Here is a 20,171-nt window from a genome sequence, read left to right on the forward strand (position 1 = left end):
AACGCCGAAACCCGCGGCCATAAAGCCGCGGGTTAAGGGGGGACTAGCGCAGGCGCTGGCCTACAAAGCCGGCGGCAAGGGTGTTGCCGCTGGACTGATCAATGAGCAAGAAATTGCCCACCGCGCCGCGAGCGGCATAATCCTCCACGGGAAGCTCCGCCTGGGTTTGGACGGTGATGAACGCAATGTCATTGAGGGCTGCTGATTCCGGCGCCTCAACATCGGCCACGCCATCGAGGTCGAGGATGCGCTCCACCGACGCCACGCGGGCCTTGACCAGCGCCGCACCATAGCGCAGCTTCACCATCTGTCCCGCGCGCAGCTCCTTGTCCGTGAGGACCACCGCGGTGGCGGCGAATTCGCGCACCTCCTCCGGGCGCTGCGTGCCGGCGATGAGGTCGCCGCGAGCCAAATCGATGTCATCGGCCAGCCGCAGAACCACGGAGTCGCCGGCGCGCGCCGCCTCGTCTTCAGCAAGCGAGCCATCGGTGGTGTCAATCGCGGTGACGGTCGAGGTGCGCCCGCCCGGGAGCGTTACCTCATCCCCCACCGCCACGTGCCCGGCCTTCACGCGGCCGGCATATCCGCGGTAGTCAGAGGCGTGTTCGCGAATGACGTACTGGATAGGGAAACGGAAGTCCAGGTCATCGGCGCGGCCGGTGGCCACGGGGACGGTCTCTAGCGTTTCAAGGACCGTCGGCCCCTCGTACCAATCCATGGTGGTGGAGCGCTCCACCACGTTATCGCCCTTGAGCGCAGAAATCGGGATGGCCACCGAATCGGTGATACCCAAGCGCGCTGCAACCTCGTTGAACTCGGACTCGATATCGCGGAAGGTTGCTTCGTCATAGTCCACCAGATCGATCTTGTTCACGCCCAGGATGACGTGGCGCACGCCCAAGAGTGCTGCGACGTTGAGGTGGCGGCGGGTTTGTTCGACGACGCCATTGCGGGCGTCGACAAGCAGCACCACCACCTGGGACGTGGACATGCCGGTCACCGTATTGCGCGTGTACTGCACGTGGCCCGGGGTATCGGCGAGAATGAAGGTGCGCTTCTCGGTGGCGAAGTAACGGTAGGCCACGTCGATGGTGATGCCCTGCTCGCGCTCGGCACGCAGGCCGTCCACCAGCAAAGAGAGATCCATGCCGTCAAAACCGCGGTCGGCGGAGGAACGCTCCATGGACTCCACCTGGTCCGCGAGCACGGACTTGGTGTCATAAAGCAGACGGCCCACGAAGGTGGACTTGCCGTCATCGACGGAGCCGGCGGTGCACAGACGCAGAGTATCGCGCTGTTTGAGGGCGCCGACATTCGGCGCGAGGGTAGTCGTCATCAGAAGTAGCCTTCCTTCTTGCGGTCCTCCATGGCGGACTCGGACAATTTGTCATCGGCGCGGGTGGCTCCGCGCTCGGACAGGGTGGAAATGGAGATTTCCGCGAGCACTTCATCCGGCGAGGCGGCGGTGGATTCCACGGCACCGGTGCAGGACATATCCCCCACGGTGCGGTAGCGCACGGTGCGGGTCTCCAACGGTTCATCCTCGCGCGGTCCGCCCCACTCGCCTGGTGTCAGCCACATGCCGTTGCGGTTAAACACCTCACGCTGGTGCGAATAATAGATGGAGGGAAGCTGCAGGTTGCGCGCGCCGATGTATTCCCAAATATCGGACTCAGTCCAGTTGGAAATGGGGAAGACGCGGACGTTTTCGCCGGCCATCTTGCCGCCGTTGTACAGGTCCCACAGCTCCGGGCGCTGGCGGCGCGGGTCCCAGCCACCGAAGGAATCGCGGATGGAGAAGATGCGCTCTTTGGCGCGGGCGCGTTCTTCGTCGCGGCGCGCACCACCCAGGACAGCGTCATAGCCGCGCTCCGCGATGGTCTCCACCAGCGGCACGGACTGCAGCGGGTTGCGGGTACCGTCGGGGCGCTCCTGGAGGTCGCCGCGGTCGATCCAGTCTTGGACCAGCGCCACGTGCAGGCGGGCGCCGGTCTCGGCGACGAGCTGATCGCGGAAGTCAATGACCTCCGGGAAGTTGTGGCCGGTATCCACGTGGATGAGCTCGAAGGGCACTGTGGCCGGCGCAAAGGCGCGGCGGGCGAGCTCGAAGACGACGACGGAATCCTTGCCGCCGGAAAAGAGCAGGCCTACCTTGTCGAATTGCCCGGCGACTTCGCGCAGGATGTGGAGGGATTCGTTCTCTAAATCTTTAAGGTGTGGTGAAAGAGTCATTATTCGTGTAACCCGCATTCTGTCTTGCCGTCAGCGAAAATACGCCCGGAGCGTGCATCCTCGCCCTCGCCTACCGGGAAGGTCAACGGCGCGCAGCCGATGGAACGGTAGCCCTGCAGGGTGAGGGGGTGAATGATGAGATCGTGTTCCTTGATGTAGGCGTCGGTGTTATCGAGGTCCCAGGTAATAATCGGAGAAATCTTCAGCCGTCCCGTGCGGTCCAGGCTCAGCGCCGGGGCGGTGGCGCGGTGCTCGGAATCGGCGCGGCGCAGGCCGGTGACCCACCCGACGTAGGGGTCCATGGCCATGTTGAGCGGCTCCACCTTGCGCATGCGGTTATAGGCCGCAACGTCGCGCGCATAGAGACGCGGGCCATAAATCTTGTCCTGTTCCTCTGGGCTCAACAGTGGGCGCACGGTCACCAGCGGCAGGTCCGCATAGCGCTTGGCGACGTCCCCCGCTACCTTGAGCGTCTCCGGAAAGTGCCAGCCGGTGTCGATGAAGAGCAGGTCGGCGTCTAAGTGGGCGCGGTGCGCGAGCTCGGCCAGCACGGTGTTTTCCATGGACATCGTGACGGCGAGCCGGCCCGGCGCGTGTTCGGCGGCCCACGCGGTAATCGTTTCGGCGGAGGCATCGTGGAGCTTATCGGCCCACTTGTCGACGAGATCCTGGTTGCGCTGGGCCACGGCAGGCTCGAGCGGCGCGGTGTCGCGGGTGCCTTCGGGGCTAATGCTGGGGTCGCGGTAGTCGCCGCGGTCCAGCAGGTTAATCGGTTCGGTCATGACTCCTCACATTAAAGGCAGCTGTGCTTGTGTGCAGCCCCACTAAGGGGCGCGAGGGCTGTGAGCTTGGGTAGTAGGGAGAATAAAAATTAGCCAGACTGAACCGAGCGGACTAGATTTACAGACTAGACAGTCTATTTTTACCGAACTGAAGGGGTTCTTATGCAGCGTGTAGCCATCGTCGGGGACGGCCCCGCAGCGCTCTCCACCGCCGAGCGACTCATCGGGGCCGGGCTGTGCGTGGACCTGTACTGCCAGCGCCCTGCGCCCTTCGGTTTGCTGCGACGCTTCGCTGGGCTCTCCGGCGCAGAATCTATCGCCGCGCCATGCCCGAAGGGGACCACGCCGCGCCTGCGGCTTATCGGCAACGTGCGCGTGGGTAATGGCCCGGACGCGGACATCAACCATTCGGATCTCAACCAGCTTTCCGCCTCCGGCGACCGCCACTTGGTTTTACTGGAACTCATGGCCCGCGGCGTGGCCATCACGACATGGGAGGGCCTCTGCCACCCCACCGCCGACGTAGAAGATTGGGCCACCGTCACGGAACAGGCCCAGCGCGCACCGGTGTGCTTCTAGCGCGCGAGCGCGCGAGCTAGGCGCTCGCGCGTTGATACGGGGAAGCCTGCCGCCAGTCCTCGCACCACCGCACTCGCTAGACGCGCGGGCTAGCGCCCGCGCAACCATAACGGATAGACTTTTGCGGTCAATGCCCTTCAGCGGCCCAGCGCAGCAACCGCGCGGCCGCCAACATGCACGAAACGCTGGCACATGGAACTCCTACGTATCCTCCTATCCCGTTCGAAGCCGTATACCGGCTACGTCATCGCGGTGCTGCTCCTCCAGGCGCTATCCACCGCAGCAACGCTTTACCTTCCTTCGCTCAACGCGAAGATCATCGACAGAGGCGTGGCCCAAGTAGACATCGACTACATCTGGCACACCGGCGGCATCATGCTCATCGTGGCCTTCGTCCAAGTTCTCGCCGCCATCGCCGCCATCTGGTTTGGTTCCCGCACCGCCATGGGCCTCGGCCGCGACCTGCGCTCCGATATCTTCCGCCGCGTCACCCGTTATTCCGCCGAAGACATGAGCAACTTCGGCACCGCCACCCTCATCACCCGCGGCACCAATGATGTCCAACAGATCCAGATGGTCTACATGATGATCCTCAACTTCATGGTCACCGCCCCCATCATGTCCATCGGCGGCATCATCATGGCCATCCGCGAAGACGCTGGAATGTCCTGGCTCGTCGCGGTCTCCGTCATCGTGCTGCTGGCCGCCATCTCCCTCATCATCGTCCGCCTCATGCCGCTCTTTCGCGCCTGGCAGGGCAAGCTCGACGTCATGAACGGCACCCTGCGCGAGCAAATCGCCGGCATCCGCGTCGTCCGCGCCTTCACTCGCGAGGAGCACGAAGCCGAGCGCTTCCGCACCGCCAACCGCGACCTGACCAACCTCTCCCTCAAGGTCGGCCAACTGTTCATTCTCATGTTCCCCATCATCACCGTCATCCTCAACGTGGCCACCGGCGCGGTCCTGTGGTTCGGCGGCCACCGCGTGGACGAAGGCCTCGTGGAGGTCGGCTCGCTGACCGCTTTCCTGCAGTACCTGCTGCAGATCCTCGCCGCGGTCATGATGGGCACCTTCATGGCGATGATCCTCCCCCGCGCCATCATTTGCGCGCGCCGCATCACCGATGTCCTCGAACACGAACCCTCCATCACCGAGCCGGCTCAGCCCCGTACCCCGGAGCACTCCGAGGGCGTCGTCGAATTCGACAACGTCTCCTTCCAATACGCCGGCGCCGAAACGCCCGTGCTTCACGACGTCTCCTTCACCGCCACCCCCGGCACCACCACCGCGCTCATCGGCGCAACCGGTTCCGGCAAGACCACCGCGCTCTCCCTCATCCCGCGCCTCTATCTCCCGACGAAGGGCCGCGTGCTTCTCGACGGCACCGATATCGCCGAGATGGCTCGTAAAGACGTCGTCAAGCGTGTGGGCCTCGTGCCGCAGAAGCCTTACCTGTTCAGCGGCACCGTGGCCTCCAACCTGCGCCTGGGTGCGCCGGAGGCCACCGATGAGGAGCTGTGGAACGCGCTGCGCGTGGCCCAAGCGGACTTTGTTGAGGACCTCGACATGCACATCTCCCAGGGCGGCACCAACGTCTCCGGCGGCCAGCGCCAACGCCTGTCCATCGCCCGCATGCTCGTCGCCCGCCCGTTGGTGTATCTCTTTGATGATTCCTTCTCCGCGCTGGACGTGCTCACGGATGCCGCCGTGCGCTCCGGAATGCGCGAGTACACCGCCGAAGCCACAACCATCATCGTGGCGCAGCGCGTGAGCTCGATTGTGGATGCAGATCAGATTCTGGTCATGGACGCCGGACGCGTCGTCGCCCGCGGCACGCACGGGGAGTTGCTCGAGTCCTCCGAGACGTACCGCGAAATTGTGGAATCCCAGAAGACCTCGGAGGTGGCATAAATGACTGAGCAGGACAACGCTACGTTGAGTGAAGACACCACTGCCGAGATCGAGGAGAAGACCGGCGAGAACGCCCCGCGCAAAGCCAAGAACTTCTGGCCCTCCGCCAAGCGCCTCTTTGGTCTCCTCGCGCCGTTCAAGGCGCAGCTTTGGGCAATTGCGGCGATGAATATCATCTGCGTGTTCCTCGCCGTGGCCGCGCCGAAGGTCATGGGCATGGCCACCGACGTTATTTTTTCCGGCGTCATTTCCCGCCAGCTGCCCGCTGGTGTAACCAAGGACCAGGCGATCGCGGCGCTGCGCGCGGGTGGGCAGGATAAGTTCGCCGACATGGCCTCAGCAATGGACTTGCACCCCGGCTTCGGCATTGATTTTTCCAAGCTGGGCACGATTATTGGCATCGTGATTGCGATGTACGTGGTGTCCTCTCTCTTCCAGTGGTGGCAGGGCTTTTTGCTCAACTCTCTGGTGATGAAGGTGGTCTTCGACCTACGCGAGAACATCGAGGCCAAGCTCAACCGCTTGCCGCTCAATTACTTCGACACGCAGTCGCGCGGTGACCTTCTCTCGCGCACCACCAACGACACCGATAACATCCAGTCCGCCCTCCAACAGGCCATCTCGCAGCTGTTCTACAACCTGCTCATGGTCGTGGGCATCACGGTCATGATGTTCACCGTGTCTTGGCAGCTAGCCCTCGTCGCGCTGCTGGCGCTGCCGCTGACCGCGGTGGTGATTGCGGTCATTGGCTCGCGCGCGCAGAAGCAATTCAAGGCGCAGTGGAAGGCCACCGGTGACCTCAACGGACAGGTCGAGGAAGCCTTCTCCGGCCACGACCTAGCGACTGTCTTCGGGCGCATCGATTCTATGACGAAGGAGTTTGATAAGCGCAACGAGGAGCTGTTCCGCTCCGCGTCGCTGGCGCAGTTCCTGGCCGGAATGATGATGCCGATCATGCAGTTCATCTCCTACCTGTCGTACGTGGTCATCGCGGTGCTGGGCGCGCTCAAGGTGGCCTCCGGCTCGCTGACATTGGGTGGCGCGCAGGCCTTCATCCAGTACTCCCGCGAGTTCAACCAGCCGCTGGGCCAGCTCGGCGGCATGATGCAGCAGGTGCAATCGGGCGTAGCGTCGGCGGAGCGCGTCTTCGAGTTCCTCGACGCCGAAGAAGAGCCCGCCGAGGAGCCCACCTCCCGCTTGGGTGGGCGTGCGAAGGGGCTCGTGGAATTCGAAGACGTCGACTTCGCTTATGACCCCGACAAGCCGCTGATCCAGGACCTCAGCCTGCGCGTGGAGCCGGGACAGACCGCGGCGATCGTCGGCCCCACGGGTGCTGGCAAGACCACGCTGGTCAACCTCATCATGCGTTTCTACGACATCGATTCGGGCACCATCCGCCTCGACGGCGTCGACACCGCGCAGATATCCCGCCACGAGCTGCGCTCCCAGGTGGGCATGGTGCTGCAGGACGCCGTGGTTTTCGAGGGCACCATCATGGACAACATCCGCTACGGCCGCCTCGACGCCACCGACGAGGAGGTCATCGCCGCCGCGAAGGCCACCTACGTGGACCGCTTCGTCCACTCCCTCCCCGACGGCTATGACACCAAGATTGACCAGGATGGCGGCGCGATTTCCGCCGGCGAACGTCAGCTCATCACCATCGCCCGCGCCTTCCTGGCGCAGCCGGCGCTGCTCATCCTCGATGAGGCCACCTCATCCGTGGATACCCGCACCGAGGTGCTCGTTCAGCAAGCCATGAACGCGCTGCGCGCGGACCGCACCTCCTTCATCATCGCGCACCGCCTCTCCACGATTCGCGACGCCAACCTCATCATCGTCATGGAAGAAGGCCGCATCGTCGAACAGGGCACCCACGCCGAGCTTCTCGACGCCCACGGCGCCTACTGGCGCCTCCACCAGTCCCAGTTCCGCGAGGACTAGCGCTAGTCGACGGTCACAGACATCGTCGGGGCCGAGAACGTGTCACCCGTGAGGTTCGCCAGCTCAAGGGTGACGTCGCTTAAGGAAAGGTGCTCCATGAGGGCGTCGGGAAGCTCAGTATCAGGGACGGGATTCCGTTGCGGAATCCCGAGCTGATCGAGGACGGCATTGATATCGTCGCTGGTGAGATCCGCCGTGACGGGCACGGTGCGCACGCCTTCGACGGTGGGCGTGGAGGTCAGGGACGTCGCCACGATACGCACTGAACCCTCCACTTCGGTCAAGGCGTCGTCCGTAGTGAGCAGGCCATCGCCGGCGTTGCCCGGCAGCGTGATAGCCAAATCGCGCACAACGAGGCGGTCCCCGGTGAGCTCGAGGACGCGCACCTCCCCGTCGCGGGTGGGCATCGTGCCCAGCGAGGCTTTCACGTTCCCCGTCAGCGTCACCTCATCAGCCGTCACGGTGGAGAAATAAGGTTGTGCGGGCGCAACTTGCGCCCCAACTAGTCCCGCACTACTCCCCAGGATTAGCGCGCTGAGCACGGCTACCCCGGCCTTCACGCGCGTAAGGCGAACCACGCTCTGATGCCAACGCAAACGACGGCAATTAACCATCGCTAGACTCCCAGGCCAAGGTCAGCGCGCCGCCAACGATGCCGAGTACTGAGCCGATAAGGAAGCCACCCAGGTTAGAGGTGGGCAGCGCGATGACCGCCACGATGATGCCGAGCACTCCCAGGTACGTTGAGGTGGCCGGGCGGAACCACGCGCCGAGGCCAAACATGGCCAACAGCGCCCCGATGAGCAGCGTGGACACACCCGACACGGTAGAAATCATGACGAGCAGGTCTGAAATCTGCACCGTGAAATAGGCGGGAAAGGCAATGACAACGCCAGAAAGAATGAGCAGCAACCCCGGAAAGAACGGCCGCCGGCCACGCCACGCCTTAAACCGCGCCCACACCCCGCCTGTGGCTGCCGCGGGAGCTACAGCCTGGTCGACATCGAGAGAATCCGGCGCTTCTGCTCCATGCAGTGCTGCGTCGGAATCCCTAGCGTGATCAGCAGACATTGTCGCGGCCCCGCTCCACAGAGACGCCCACGTTCTTTGCGGATAGCGTCTTCGCGCCGAGGGAGGTGGCACGGACGTCGTCGGCAGTCAGCGAAACCTGCTTGGCATAGAGGCCCCACGTCCCCGGGTCGGCGGACTGGGACAGCTGGCTGGCGTCGATGCCCACGTTCGCGTCCTGCATGACCAGCGAGCCCTCGATATTCGACGCACCAACGAGGAGACCAGTGGCCTCCACACTGTTATCGCCCTTCGCCTTGAGCGCGAGCGTGGACTCCCCCACCGCAGGCAGGTCAGTGGTGACATAAAGACACAAATCCGAGGCCACGGCGTGTTCCATCTTTAGCCGCGCGGTGGGAACATCCTCCTCGCCCTTCTTGTCGCTATCCACAAACAAGGAAAAGCCATCGCCTTCCAAGTGACGAATGTTGACGTTGAAGAACGTACCCGAGAGCGCCAGATTCGCCGTCAGACCGCCCTGCGCAACCGCAACTCCGGCCACTCCGAATGCTGCGAAGCCCGCAACGAGGCCCACTGCGGCCTTCGGAACATTGATTCTGCCCACAACGCCTCCTGAATTCTTAGCCCTCAAGATGATAGCTGAATCCTGACTCACTGATTTAGACGGCGAGGATTTAAGGTAGGAGGCACGCACAGCAGCAATCAAAGGAGCGCTCATGTTCGGCTGGATTGCCATCGCCGCATCGGTCCCGGTGTGGCTGTACTTTTTCTACCGCCTCACGGTGCTGTTTCGGTTCATCCGCTCCGGCGGGCCCACACAGCTGAACCGTACCGACCGCCCCATGGCGCGCCTCGGCCGCGTGCTCATCGAAGTCTTCGGCCATACCCACTTCAAAGGCCGGCCGCTGGTCAACGCCGCGCACTGGCTCGTGATGGTGGGATTCCTCTTCGGCGCCATCGTGTGGTTCGAGGCCTATATCCAAACCTTCGCGCCCGATAAAGGCTGGCCGTGGCTCAGCGACTGGCCGGTGTACCACTTCATCGAAGAGGTCCTCGCCATCGGCACCGTGCTCGGTATCTGTTTCCTCATCGGCGTGCGCCTAAAGCTCGGCCACACCGATCGCGGCAGCCGCTTCTACAACTCGCAAGTCTTCCCCGCACGCCTGGTGGAGGCCATCGTCTTCCTCGAAGGCCTCGGCATGCTCGCCGTCAAGGCCGCCGCCATCGCCACGTACGGCGGTGGCTCCCCGTGGGCTGATTTCTTGACGATGCGTGTGGCGGGGGTTATGCAGGCGTCGCCAAGCATGGTGCAATTCTTTGCCCTGGTGAAGCTGCTGACGGGCCTGGTGTTCATCGCGTGCATCGCCCACTACTTCCAATGGGGCGTGATGTGGCACCGCTTCATGGCGTTCTTCAACATCTTCTTCCAACGCAACGCCGACGGCGAGAAGGCGCTGGGCGCTCTCCCCACGCCGGACTTGGAGGACCTCGAGCCAGGGAGCTGGAAGATGCTTCTCGACGCCTCCTCCTGCACCGAATGCGGCCGCTGCCAGGACCTGTGCCCCGCATGGAACACCGACAAACCGCTGAGCCCGAAGAAGCTCATGATGGACCTGCGCCAGAGCGCGCTGGATAACTACAACCCACACGAGGGGCTCAACGTGCTGGCGATGGCGGGCACGATTGATGATGACGTCCTGTGGTCCTGTACCAACTGCGGTGCGTGCGTGGACCAGTGCCCGGTGGATATCGAGCACATCGACCACGTGGCGGACCTGCGTCGCTTCAAGGTGCTGGCGGAATCCGACTTCCCGTCGGAGCTGACCGGGCTGTTTAAGAACATGGAGACGAAGGGCAACCCGTGGGGCCGCAACGCTTCGGAGCGCCGCGCGTGGATTGATGAGGCGCGTGCCGACGGCATCGAGGTGCCGATCATCGGCGAGGACGCCGCCGACTTTTCGGACCTGGAGTACCTGTTCTGGGTCGGTTGCGCGGGTGCTTACGACGACAAGGGCCGCGCCACGACGCGCGCGGTGGTGGACATGCTGCACACCGCCGGCGTGAAGTTCGGTGTGCTGGCCACGGGCGAGGCCTGTACCGGTGACCCGGCGCGCCGTGCCGGCAATGAGTTCCTGTTCCAGGTGATGGCGGAGCAGAACGTTGCCACGCTTAACGACGCCTTCGCCGGCGTCCCGAAGGGCCAGCGCAAAATCATCACGACGTGCCCGCACTGCTTCAACACGATTCGCAACGAGTACCCGGACTTCGACGGCCATTTCGATGTGCTGCACCACACGCAGCTGCTCAACCGTTTGGTGCGGGAGAAGCTGCTCGTGCCCGTGCCGCGGTCGCCGGAGAACCGCCGACCCGTCACGTATCACGACCCGTGCTTCCTGGGCCGCCACAACAAGGTCTTCGACCCGCCGCGTGAGCTCGTGGAGGCGACCGGTGCATCGCTTGCGGAGATGGACCACAACCGCGATGCGGCCTTCTGCTGCGGTGCCGGTGGCGCGCGCATGTTCATGGAAGAAAACTTGGGAAATCGGGTTAATGAGTTCCGCTCGGAGCAGGCCGTGGCGACGGGCGCGGAGCAGATTGCGACGGGCTGCCCGTTCTGCAATGTCATGCTCACCGGTGGCGTGAAGTCCATCGCGCCGCAGACACAGGTCAGCGATGTGGCGCTCATGCTGCGCGACGCCATTGCCCCCACTGGCGAACTTCCCGCCGCGCGCGAGAAGGCCTTCCTCGATACTCCCCGCCGCGAACCCGTCCCAGAAAAGCCCGCCTCGGAGGAGGCTTCCAGCATCCCGTCCACCGCGCCGCAAGCACCCGCAGCGCCAAGCACGCCCGCGTCATCATCCGCGCCCAACGCGCCGAGCACGCCCGCAGCGCCATCTGCCCCCAGCACGCCGAGCGCACCGCAAGCACCCGCCGCGCCGAGCGCACCGCAAGCACCCGCCGTGCCGAGCGCACCGCAAGCACCCGCCGCGCCGAGCGCACCGCAGGCGCCATCAACGCCGACTGCACCCAGCGCGGCTTCGCCAACGGCTCCCAGTGCCCCGCAGGCCCCAACTACGCCTCAGGTGGCAGGAGCTCCAACTGCTCCTACGGCACCAAGTGCTACCAAAGCACCTGCAGCACCGCCCGCACCGAACGCGCCCGGGGCTCCATCTGCAAACACTCCGGCACCGAACGCAACCGCTGTACCGCAGGCACCAGTGAACACACCCGCCGCGCCCCAGGCACCAGCGAACGCCCCCGCAGCACCTGCCGCACCCCAGGCACCCGGTGCACCATCGACGCCAAACGCGGCCGCTGTACCGACTGCCCCGGCGGCGCCCAAAGCTACGACAACACCAAACGTTCCCGGCGCTCCGGCAGCGCCAGCAATTCCCCCGGCGGCGCCCAAGGCTGCAACAACGCCAAACACACCGCAAGCACCCGCAGCTCCGGCGGCGCCCGCGGCACCGCAAGCACCTGCGGATACTCCTTCGGTGCCGAAAGCTCCGACTGCGCCAGCAGCACCCGCCGCTCCGTCCGCGCCGATTCCCCCGCCGAAGGCTCCGGCTGCGCCGCAGGCTCCGGAGGAAGGGGCGTCGGAAAGCAAGGACTAGTGCGACGTCGGCCACATCAACGCCGCGCAAGGTAGGCGTGCCTGATACCCCACAGGTACGCTCTACTCCATGCACACTGACGTGACCTACGTCCTCGCCTCGGGCGAAAGCAATTACACCGACTCGCTGGTGTCCTTCGCATGGATCATGGTGGTAGCGCTGCTAGCACCGTTGGTATCCCATGCCCTAGGCAAGAAGATGCCGGCCGTGGCGCTGCTTATTTTCTTCGGCATGCTCATCGGCCCTTCGATGTTGGGCTTGGCGCACGAAGACCCCGGCATTGGCATGCTCAAGGAGCTCGGCGTGGGCGCGCTGTTCCTCCTTGCGGGTTTCGAAATTGACCTCGCCGCCCTGAAATCGAGGGAAGCCGCCACAGGGCTATCCACGTGGCTCATCTGCGTGGTGGCGTGTGGCGTCGGCGCCTACTTCCTCATGGATGACATCCCCAGCGCCATCGTCATGGCCATCGCTTTGACCTCGACTGCTCTGGGCACCATCACACCGATGCTCAAACAGGACAAACTCCTGGGCACTCGAGTGGGCGATTCCGTGGTCATCCACGGCGCGATCGGTGAGGTCGCGCCAATTACTGCAATGGCGCTCCTCTTGGGAACGCGCTCCACGTGGACAACGATGCTGATTCTTCTCGCCTTCATCGCAATCGCGGTCACCGTGGCCGTCATGCCCTTCGCCATTACCACCCTCATGCCGTGGTTCAAGGACGCCTTCATCTCCGGGGCGGGCTCCACCAACCAAACCATCATGCGTCTCATCATCCTGATGTTGGCCATCCTCATGGCAGTGACGGCGGTATTCGAACTCGACATCGTCCTGGGCGCCTTTGCAACGGGCATCATCCTCAACCGCATCATTCCCGATGAGTTCCATAAAGGCTTGGAAAACCGCCTCGACGTGGTTTTTTATTCCATGCTCATTCCCGTCTTCTTCGTGGTCTCCGGCATGGCGATTGACTGGAACGTCATCATGGACGAGCCCATCAAGGTCCTCGGCATCCCGCTGCTCATCCTGGTAACCCGTGGCCTGCCGGTGTTCCTACGCGAAAACCTTCACCAAACCGGCTCCAACGTCGAAACCACCCGCGAACGCATCCAGGTTGCCCTCTACGCGGCGACCGGCCTGCCCATTATCGTGGCGGTGATGACGCTAGCGGTGGATTCGGGCATCGTCGATTCTGAGATCGCCTCGATCTTCATCGCCGGCGGCGCGCTCACCGTTGCAATCTTCCCGTTCCTCTCCAGCCTTGTGCGCGAAAAGGAACCCGCAAAGGCAGAGGATTAAGGCTGTTAAAATAGCCAATGTGACTAATCCTTTCAGCATGCGGCTTTCCGACGCCGAACGGACCGACGCCGTCAACGACCTCGCCCAAGCACTGGGTGAAGGTCGCCTCACCATGGATGAGTTTGAGGAGCGCACCGACGCGGTGATGCAGGCAACGACCCGCCGCGAACTAGCAGATGTCTTCATGGATATCCCCACCAAGGCCAGCAGCGAGCTCAAGATCTACTCCCAAGGTGAGGTCGCCCGCGCCTACCAATCAACCCGGAAACCCCGCTTGGCCACCGCGTTGGTCGGCTCCCTTGGGCTCTTTTTCGGCTCGATTGCATCCTTCGCTGCTCTGTCCGGCGTCACCGCCGCACTCACCGGCACCGGATTGCTCTTCCTCATCCCCGCGTTGTGGATCATGCTCTACGTGGCCAAGGTGGGCCCGGAGTCCTGGCACCGTCCGTCGCCGCGCCAGATCGAGCGCCAGCGCATGCGCGAGCTGAAGGCCGCCGGCGCTGAAGAACGCGCGCAGATGCGGGCGTTGGAGCAGGCGCAGTGGGCGGAACGGCGGCGCCAAGCAAGCGAAATTACTGGGGATGCGATGAATCTGGCCAAACGCAAGCTGGAGCAGTGGAACCAGAAGTAACATATCCGGCATGACACACAACCGGATTTTTGATCAATCCACCAAACTACAAGGCGTTGCCTACGATATTCGCGGCGAGGTTTCCACGGAAGCCGAGCGCATGGAGCTCGACGGGCACAGCATTCTGAAGCTCAACACCGGCAACCCGGCGGTGTTCGGTTTCGATGCGCCGGATGTCATCATGCGCGACATGATTGCGGCGCTGCCGACCTCCCAGGGCTACTCCACGTCGAAGGGTATTATCCCAGCGCGACGCGCGATTGTAACCCGCTATGAGCTGGAGGATTTCCCCAGCTTCGACGTCAATGACGTGTACCTGGGAAACGGCGTCTCCGAGCTGATTTCGATGGTCACGCAGGCGCTGCTTGACGACGGCGATGAGGTTCTCATCCCCGCCCCTGACTACCCGCTGTGGACGGCGGCGACATCGCTGGCGGGTGGCACGCCTGTGCACTATTTGTGCGATGAGGAGGATGATTGGAATCCGTCCATTGAAGATATTCGCGCAAAAGTAACGGAGAAGACCAAGGCCATTGTGGTCATTAATCCGAATAACCCGACGGGTGCCGTGTACTCGCGTGAAACGCTGCAGAAAATCGTGGATGTAGCGCGCGAATATAACCTGCTGATTCTGGCCGATGAGATTTATGACCGCATTCTCTACGACGGTGCGAAGCACATTTCCATCGCCTCCCTGGCCCCGGATTTGCTGACGATCACGTTTAATGGCTTGTCCAAGGCCTACCGCGTGGCCGGCTACCGCGCTGGCTGGATGGTGCTCACGGGCCCGAAGTCCCATGCGCGTGGCTTCATCGAGGGCTTGGACTTGCTGGCGGGCACGCGCCTATGCCCAAATGTGCCGGCACAGCACGCGATCCAGGTGGCGCTGGGTGGGCGGCAGTCCATTTATGAGCTCACCGGTGAGGGCGGGCGCTTGCTCAAGCAGCGGAATATTGCCTACGAGAAGCTCAATGAGATTCCCGGCGTGTCCGTGGTAAAGCCGATGGGCGCGCTGTACTGCTTCCCGCGCTTGGATCCAGAGGTCTATGAGATCCACGATGACTCGAAGCTCATGCTCGACATTCTGCGCGCCGAGAAGATCCTCATGGTGCAAGGCACCGGCTTCAATTGGCCTACGCCGGATCACTTCCGCGTGGTTACGCTGCCGTGGGCATCGCAGCTGGAGAACGCGATTGAGCGGCTCGGCAACTTCCTGGTGAGCTACCGCCAGTAGCCCTGCTTCCCACGATCGGGCAGGCGTAAAGAGGCGCCCTCGCTGCCAGAAGCATTCAGGCGCCTCTTGGCTCAAACGCTAGCAGTCGGGTGGGGCGGGACTTCCCGGCTCAGAACGTGTGGATGTCGGTGATTCGGCCGGCTTTGCGGTCTGGGCGCGACGGCTTGTGCTAGGCACCGCAACGGTGCTTACTGTGTCTTGACGGTTTTCGTGAATCCGCTGGGCGCGTGGTGCGCGGTGCGGATGTACCGGTTCCCGCGGATCGCGGGGACCAGCCGGCACCCACTTAACCTTGCCGTTTTCCCGCACGATGCGGCCACGACCCGGCAGTCCGTTAATAGCGTTGTGGTATTTGCACAGCGGGGTGAGGTTTTCAGGATTCGTTTCGCCGCCGTGTCTCCATTCTTGGATGTGGTGTATCTGGCAATAGTCAGCCCCACACAAGCAACGGCCCCAAGCACAGGTTGGTTGTTCCCCACTTGCCATGATGCGCTGCTTCTCCGAGGCAACCCGCTGGGTGCGGTGAAGTTCCACGGGGCCTTTGACACGGTCGACGAGCATGACGAGTCCTTCTTCGGCGAACTCCCGCTCGATAAGTTCTTTGCCCGTAATCTTGGCGCCGTTGGATAGCTGGACCACGATATCCCCGAGGTCAGGCGCTGCACTGGAGGCAGATGCTGTGGTGTCGTGGCCGGGCGTCACATCGCTGCTGCCAGCACGTGCATCGTGGCCGGCATCAGCAGTGGGTGTATCTGGCTGGCTGGAAGCAGGAGTTGCGGCTGCAGAGGACGCTGTTGTGCAGGAAAGAGGTGCCGAGGAAGGCGCATTCGATTCTGCGGAGTCGGGGCGCGGGGTGGACGGGTCGCCCAAGCGGCCCAAGATTGTGGCGTACTCGGGAAGCTCCATGACGGCGAGGGTCTGGGGTACGGGGCGGGCGAGGCGGCCTTCTCGAAACGCAGCCGTAAACGAGCCGACGGGATCGTCTTCGTCGATGTTGGGACGCAGGTCCTCGATGAGCGCGGCCGGGGCCGTGAGCGTAAGTTTGGATAGCTCCTTTCCACGGCGAATTGTCACGCCAGGCTTTGGCGCGGGCGGCGGGTTGAGCTCACGGATGCGCTTGCGTGCATAGTGGGCCACGGCCTTTTCATCACCAGCTATGCCGCACAACTCAATGCGCAAATCCCACGCCTCACGCTGCTTCTTCAGCCTTCCTGCGAAGCGCTCAATGAGCAGCAGCGTGGGCAGGGCGTGGCCATTATCGCGAGCCGCTGCAATAGCGCGCGCTTGTTTGCGCTTAAAGGAGGTGGGGGCAAAGTAGACGTCGAAAAGCGCCAGCAAGGCGCGTGCCACAGACTCGGGACCCCACGCCCGCAGCTGCTCGAAGCTGAGCCCCGCAACGCCGGCGACGAGCTCGATGCCCGCCGCCTGGCTGCGAAGATGCGCTTCCACGAGGTTCATGCCAGCAACGCTAAACGCCCCACCCGCCTCACACAACGGCACCGCCGCCAGCCTGTGGATAACTTGTTGATCGCGTCATCAATAGTTTTCTTTTTAATGAAACTCATTCACAATGATGGGCATGACTAACCTAAATCCGTGGCGTATGGGGCTCATCAGCTTTCTTGCGCTCACCGCCCTGATAACGCTTGCGGGTTTGTTTCTACTGCGCCCCACCACCCCAACATCCGAGCACACCAGCGCCGATTTCTCCGCTACCTATGCGCTCAATCAGCCACAGGTCACCGGAACCGTCGACCGCGTAGATCACCATCTTTGCAGCGACCCCCACGCCGGCCAGGCCTTCGACGAAGCCCCGCTGATTCCCGCTGCGAGCGAGGACACCGGCTGCACCCGTGCACTGATAGATTTGACCTCCGGCGACGATACAGGGCGCAAAACCCAACTCATCTTCCACGGCCTGGCCAGCGACCCGACCCTCCACCCCGGTGACGAGGTAATACTGACAGTTTCCAGCGACGGCACCTATGCCTTCGCTGATTTTCAGCGCAGTGGAAACCTTGCGTTGTGGGCTATTATCGCGGCCCTTGTCATCATTGGCTTCGCTGCCTGGCACGGACTGCGCGCGCTGGTGGGCCTTGTAATCAGCTTGGCAATCGTCTTCTTCTACCTCATCCCCTCTCTCATTGAGGGCCATTCGGCGCTGCCACTCGCGCTCGTGACCTGCGCGACCATCCTCTTCCTAGCCGTCCCGCTGGTGCACGGCGTGAACTGGAAATCAGCCTCCGCCCTGGGAGGCGCATTGGTGGCGCTAGCGATTTCGGGGGCGTTGGGGTGGGCGTCGATAAGCAGCACGGCGTTAACAGGCTCGAGTTCGGAGGATAACCTCAAGCTGCTGCTCTACATGCCCGGAGTTTCCGTCGTGGGAGTGTTGCTGTGCGGGTTCATCATCGGTGCGCTCGGCAGCCTCAACGATATCGCGGTGGCGCAGGCCTCCACCGTGCGCGAGCTCCACGCCGCCGACCCCACAGCCGGACCCGGCGCGCTTTTCCTGTCAGCCATGAAGGTGGGCCGCGACCATATCGCTTCCATGGTGTATACCATCGTGCTGACCTATACCGGCGCGGCCCTGCCCCTGCTCATGCTCATCACGGCGGCGCAGCGCCCAGCCCTGCAGATCCTCTCCAGTGACCTCGTCGCCACGGAGGTTCTGCGCTCCCTTCTGGGCGCGATGGCCTTGACACTTGCGGTACCGCTGACCACCGCGATTGCGGCGTTTACTGTGCCGGAAGGACGCGACCAAGCGCCTCGACGGTCCAGCCAACCTCGCGCCAAGCATCGACGCTGAGCACGTTGCGCCCATCGATGATGTGGCGGCGGGCCACGAGCTCGCCGGCCTCAGCCGGGTCGAGGTCGCGGAATTCCTGCCACTCAGTAGCGAGGATGACCAGCTCGGTGTCCTTGAGTGCCTCGCTTGCCGACGCCACGTAATTCAACGTCGGGAACACCTTCTTCGCGTTCTCCATACCCTGCGGGTCATAGACCGTCACGGCGGCACCGGCCAGGGAGAGCGAACCGGCAACGGAGAGTGCTGGCGAGTCGCGGACATCATCGGAGTTGGGCTTGAAAGCGCAGCCCAGCACGGTAACGCGGTGGCCCAAAAGGGAGCCGTCGAATGCCTGCTTGGCCAGGTCCACGACGCGGTCGCGGCGGCGCATGTTGATGGCGTCGACCTCGCGCAGGAAGGTCAGCGCCTGGTCCGCACCCAGCTCGCCGGCGCGCGCCATGAAGGCACGGATATCCTTGGGCAGGCAGCCGCCGCCGAAACCCAGGCCAGCTCCGAGGAATTTGCGACCGATGCGCTCGTCGTAGCCGATGGCGTCGGCAAGCTTGACCACGTCCGCCCCAGCAATCTCGCAGATTTCTGACACGGCATTGATGAAGGAGATCTTGGTGGCCAGGAAGGCGTTGGCGGAGACCTTGACCAGCTCGGCAGTCTGCAAGTCGGTGACGATGAACGGGGTGTCCTGCGCGAGCGGCTGGGCGTAGACCTCGCGGGCGACCTCTTCGGCGTTACTTACACCGTCGGCGAGCCCTGCCTCGCCGACGCCGAGGACGATGCGGTCCGGGGTGATGGTGTCCTTGACGGCGTAGCCCTCGCGCAGGAACTCCGGGTTCCAGGCAATCTCCACGCTGGTGCCCTCTGGAGCAAGTTCATCGGCCATCTGCTGCAGCTCTGCCGCGGTACCTACCGGGACGGTGGACTTGCCAAAGATGATGTGCTCGCCTTTGAGGCGCGGTACGAGCTCCGTGATGACAGACTTCACGTAGGTGAGATCCGCGGCGTAGGAGCCGTGGGTCTGCGGGGTGCCAACGCCGAGGAAGTGCACGTTGGCGAACTCCGCGGCGTCGTCATAGCTGGTGGAAAAGTCTAGGCGGCCGGCCTCGATGTTGCGCTCGAGTACCTCTGGCAGGCCAGGCTCGTAGAACGGCACGCGGCCGTTCTTGAGAGCTTCAATCTTGTGTTCATCAACATCTACGCCGAGCACCTCGTGGTCGAGCTCCGCCATGCAAGCGGCGTGCGTCGCGCCTAGGTAGCCGGTACCAATCACAGTCATACGCATAACCGGGAATTTTAGGCGCGGTTGACCTGAAGCGCGCGGCGAGAACGAAAAGTTTAGCGGAAGTTCAGATAGGACTTCGACGGCGTCGGTCCACGCTGGCCCTGGTACTTCGAGCCCAACGCGCCGGAACCATACGGAGCTTCTGCTGGGGAGGACATCTTAAAGATGGCCAACTGGCCCACCTTCATCCCCGGCCACAGTGAAATGGGCAGGTTCGCGGTGTTGGACAGCTCGAGCGTGATGTGCCCGGAGAAACCCGGATCGATGAAGCCTGCCGTGGAGTGCGTGAGCAAGCCCAGGCGACCCAGGGAGGACTTGCCTTCCAAACGCCCCGCCAGGTTAGCCGGGAGGGTGAACTTCTCCAGAGTGGCGCCCAGCACGAACTCACCGGGGTGCAGCACGAAGGCGTCGCCTTCGGCCACCTCCACTTCGCTGGTGAGGTCCGGCATTTCCTGTTTGGGGTCAATATGCGTGTAGCGCGAGTTATTAAACACACGGAAGAACTTGTCCAAGCGCACATCGATGGAGGAAGGCTGGACCATCTCGGCGTCGAAAGGCTCGATGCTCAAACGCTCGGGAGCATCAGCGGCAATGGCGGCACGGATATCACGATCAGAAAGAAGCACGGTTGATAGTCTACCTCCCCACTGGGCCTTTTATGGCCTTAGGCGGCGGCGGTGCTAAGCTTTACTGCGATGCAAATTCTGCATTGCGCCGACGTAGTTTAATGGTAGAACTGCAGCTTCCCAAGCTGCTGGCGCGGGTTCGATTCCCGTCGTCGGCTCCACGTATTTTCCCAGTTCATGGACTAATTTCATACCTACAGGATGGACC

General features: G+C 63.2%; 17 protein-coding genes and 1 tRNA gene. 9 read left to right on the plus strand and 9 right to left on the minus strand.

Translation table 11 applies throughout. The features are described from left to right. Nucleotides 1-43 precede the first annotated feature (43 nt). From HMPREF2996_RS07055 to HMPREF2996_RS07065, 3 genes are read right to left on the minus strand one after another with little or no spacing between them, the layout of a single operon-like run. The gene (locus HMPREF2996_RS07055; RefSeq protein WP_070730738.1) at nucleotides 44-1,336 is read right to left on the minus strand and encodes a sulfate adenylyltransferase subunit 1; all 1,293 of its coding nucleotides are present in this window, start codon (nucleotides 1,334-1,336) and stop codon (nucleotides 44-46) included. Then, nucleotides 1,336-2,232 carry a sulfate adenylyltransferase subunit CysD gene (gene cysD / locus HMPREF2996_RS07060; RefSeq protein WP_070564002.1) on the minus strand — a complete coding sequence of 299 codons (897 nt, stop codon included), beginning with the start codon at nucleotides 2,230-2,232 and terminating at the stop codon, nucleotides 1,336-1,338. The genes HMPREF2996_RS07055 and cysD overlap by 1 nt, the downstream gene beginning before the upstream one ends. Continuing rightward, entirely contained in the window at nucleotides 2,232-3,014 is a 783-nt protein-coding gene (locus HMPREF2996_RS07065) for a phosphoadenylyl-sulfate reductase (RefSeq protein ID WP_070730740.1), read from the minus strand. The genes cysD and HMPREF2996_RS07065 overlap by 1 nt, the downstream gene beginning before the upstream one ends. A gap of 162 nt (nucleotides 3,015-3,176) precedes the next feature. Between HMPREF2996_RS07065 and HMPREF2996_RS07070 the strand changes: the two genes are divergently transcribed. The 3 genes from HMPREF2996_RS07070 to HMPREF2996_RS07080 all read left to right on the plus strand — a co-directional run bounded on the left by HMPREF2996_RS07070 (nucleotide 3,177) and on the right by HMPREF2996_RS07080 (nucleotide 7,448). Next, nucleotides 3,177-3,593, plus strand: coding sequence for a methylenetetrahydrofolate--tRNA-(uracil-5-)-methyltransferase (locus tag HMPREF2996_RS07070; protein ID WP_070711632.1), 417 nt, complete (start codon nucleotides 3,177-3,179; stop codon nucleotides 3,591-3,593). Nucleotides 3,594-3,785: 192 nt separating this feature from the next. After that, entirely contained in the window at nucleotides 3,786-5,504 is a 1,719-nt protein-coding gene (locus HMPREF2996_RS07075) for an ABC transporter ATP-binding protein (RefSeq protein WP_070730742.1), read from the plus strand. Continuing rightward, nucleotides 5,505-7,448: an ABC transporter ATP-binding protein gene (locus HMPREF2996_RS07080; RefSeq protein ID WP_070730744.1), complete on the plus strand. Its 1,944-nt coding sequence runs from the start codon at nucleotides 5,505-5,507 to the stop codon at nucleotides 7,446-7,448. 2 nt (nucleotides 7,449-7,450) lie between these two features. On the opposite strand, the gene HMPREF2996_RS07085 is transcribed toward HMPREF2996_RS07080, so the two are convergent. From HMPREF2996_RS07085 to HMPREF2996_RS07095, 3 genes are read right to left on the minus strand one after another with little or no spacing between them, the layout of a single operon-like run. Beyond that, entirely contained in the window at nucleotides 7,451-8,026 is a 576-nt protein-coding gene (locus tag HMPREF2996_RS07085) for a hypothetical protein (protein ID WP_070730745.1), read from the minus strand. A 28-nt stretch (nucleotides 8,027-8,054) separates the two neighbouring features. Continuing rightward, nucleotides 8,055-8,519: a DUF6114 domain-containing protein gene (locus HMPREF2996_RS07090; protein WP_246823002.1), complete on the minus strand. Its 465-nt coding sequence runs from the start codon at nucleotides 8,517-8,519 to the stop codon at nucleotides 8,055-8,057. After that, the gene (locus HMPREF2996_RS07095; RefSeq protein WP_246823003.1) at nucleotides 8,509-9,195 is read right to left on the minus strand and encodes a DUF6230 family protein; all 687 of its coding nucleotides are present in this window, start codon (nucleotides 9,193-9,195) and stop codon (nucleotides 8,509-8,511) included. The genes HMPREF2996_RS07090 and HMPREF2996_RS07095 overlap by 11 nt, the downstream gene beginning before the upstream one ends. Between HMPREF2996_RS07095 and HMPREF2996_RS07100 the strand changes: the two genes are divergently transcribed. The 4 genes from HMPREF2996_RS07100 (at nucleotide 9,194) to HMPREF2996_RS07115 (ending at nucleotide 15,255) form a co-directional block, all read left to right on the plus strand. Further along, complete coding sequence (locus tag HMPREF2996_RS07100; RefSeq protein ID WP_070730747.1) at nucleotides 9,194-12,091, plus strand: (Fe-S)-binding protein; 2,898 nt, start codon at nucleotides 9,194-9,196, stop codon at nucleotides 12,089-12,091. The two genes, HMPREF2996_RS07095 and HMPREF2996_RS07100, sit on opposite strands and share 2 nt — an antisense overlap. Before the next feature lie 69 nt (nucleotides 12,092-12,160). Next, entirely contained in the window at nucleotides 12,161-13,390 is a 1,230-nt protein-coding gene (locus tag HMPREF2996_RS07105; protein ID WP_070730749.1) for a cation:proton antiporter, read from the plus strand. A gap of 19 nt (nucleotides 13,391-13,409) precedes the next feature. Further along, a complete protein-coding gene (locus HMPREF2996_RS07110; protein ID WP_236659372.1) occupies nucleotides 13,410-14,021 on the plus strand; it encodes a DUF1707 SHOCT-like domain-containing protein in 612 nt (203 codons plus the stop codon). Between the two features lie 10 nt (nucleotides 14,022-14,031). Continuing rightward, nucleotides 14,032-15,255: a pyridoxal phosphate-dependent aminotransferase gene (locus tag HMPREF2996_RS07115; protein WP_010188626.1), complete on the plus strand. Its 1,224-nt coding sequence runs from the start codon at nucleotides 14,032-14,034 to the stop codon at nucleotides 15,253-15,255. 78 nt (nucleotides 15,256-15,333) lie between these two features. On the opposite strand, the gene HMPREF2996_RS07120 is transcribed toward HMPREF2996_RS07115, so the two are convergent. Next, nucleotides 15,334-16,713 (minus strand): HNH endonuclease signature motif containing protein, encoded by a 1,380-nt coding sequence (locus tag HMPREF2996_RS07120; protein WP_070448125.1) that lies wholly within the window; start codon nucleotides 16,711-16,713, stop codon nucleotides 15,334-15,336. 121 nt (nucleotides 16,714-16,834) lie between these two features. Here HMPREF2996_RS07120 and HMPREF2996_RS07125 point away from each other — a divergent pair, with 121 nt between their 5' ends. Beyond that, a complete protein-coding gene (locus tag HMPREF2996_RS07125; protein WP_070730830.1) occupies nucleotides 16,835-18,061 on the plus strand; it encodes a YibE/F family protein in 1,227 nt (408 codons plus the stop codon). Here HMPREF2996_RS07125 and HMPREF2996_RS07130 read toward each other — a convergent pair. Then, nucleotides 17,991-19,337 (minus strand): UDP-glucose dehydrogenase family protein, encoded by a 1,347-nt coding sequence (locus tag HMPREF2996_RS07130; RefSeq protein WP_070730751.1) that lies wholly within the window; start codon nucleotides 19,335-19,337, stop codon nucleotides 17,991-17,993. The two genes, HMPREF2996_RS07125 and HMPREF2996_RS07130, sit on opposite strands and share 71 nt — an antisense overlap. Nucleotides 19,338-19,390: 53 nt before the next feature. Next, entirely contained in the window at nucleotides 19,391-19,963 is a 573-nt protein-coding gene (gene dcd / locus HMPREF2996_RS07135; protein WP_046645898.1) for a dCTP deaminase, read from the minus strand. A gap of 87 nt (nucleotides 19,964-20,050) precedes the next feature. Here dcd and HMPREF2996_RS07140 point away from each other — a divergent pair. Continuing rightward, a tRNA-Gly gene (locus HMPREF2996_RS07140) sits at nucleotides 20,051-20,124 on the plus strand. The last annotated feature ends 47 nt before the right edge of the window (nucleotides 20,125-20,171 follow it).

Source organism: Corynebacterium sp. HMSC066C02, assembly GCF_001814945.1.
In the GTDB taxonomy this organism is placed as follows: Bacteria; Actinomycetota; Actinomycetes; order Mycobacteriales; family Mycobacteriaceae; genus Corynebacterium; species Corynebacterium aurimucosum.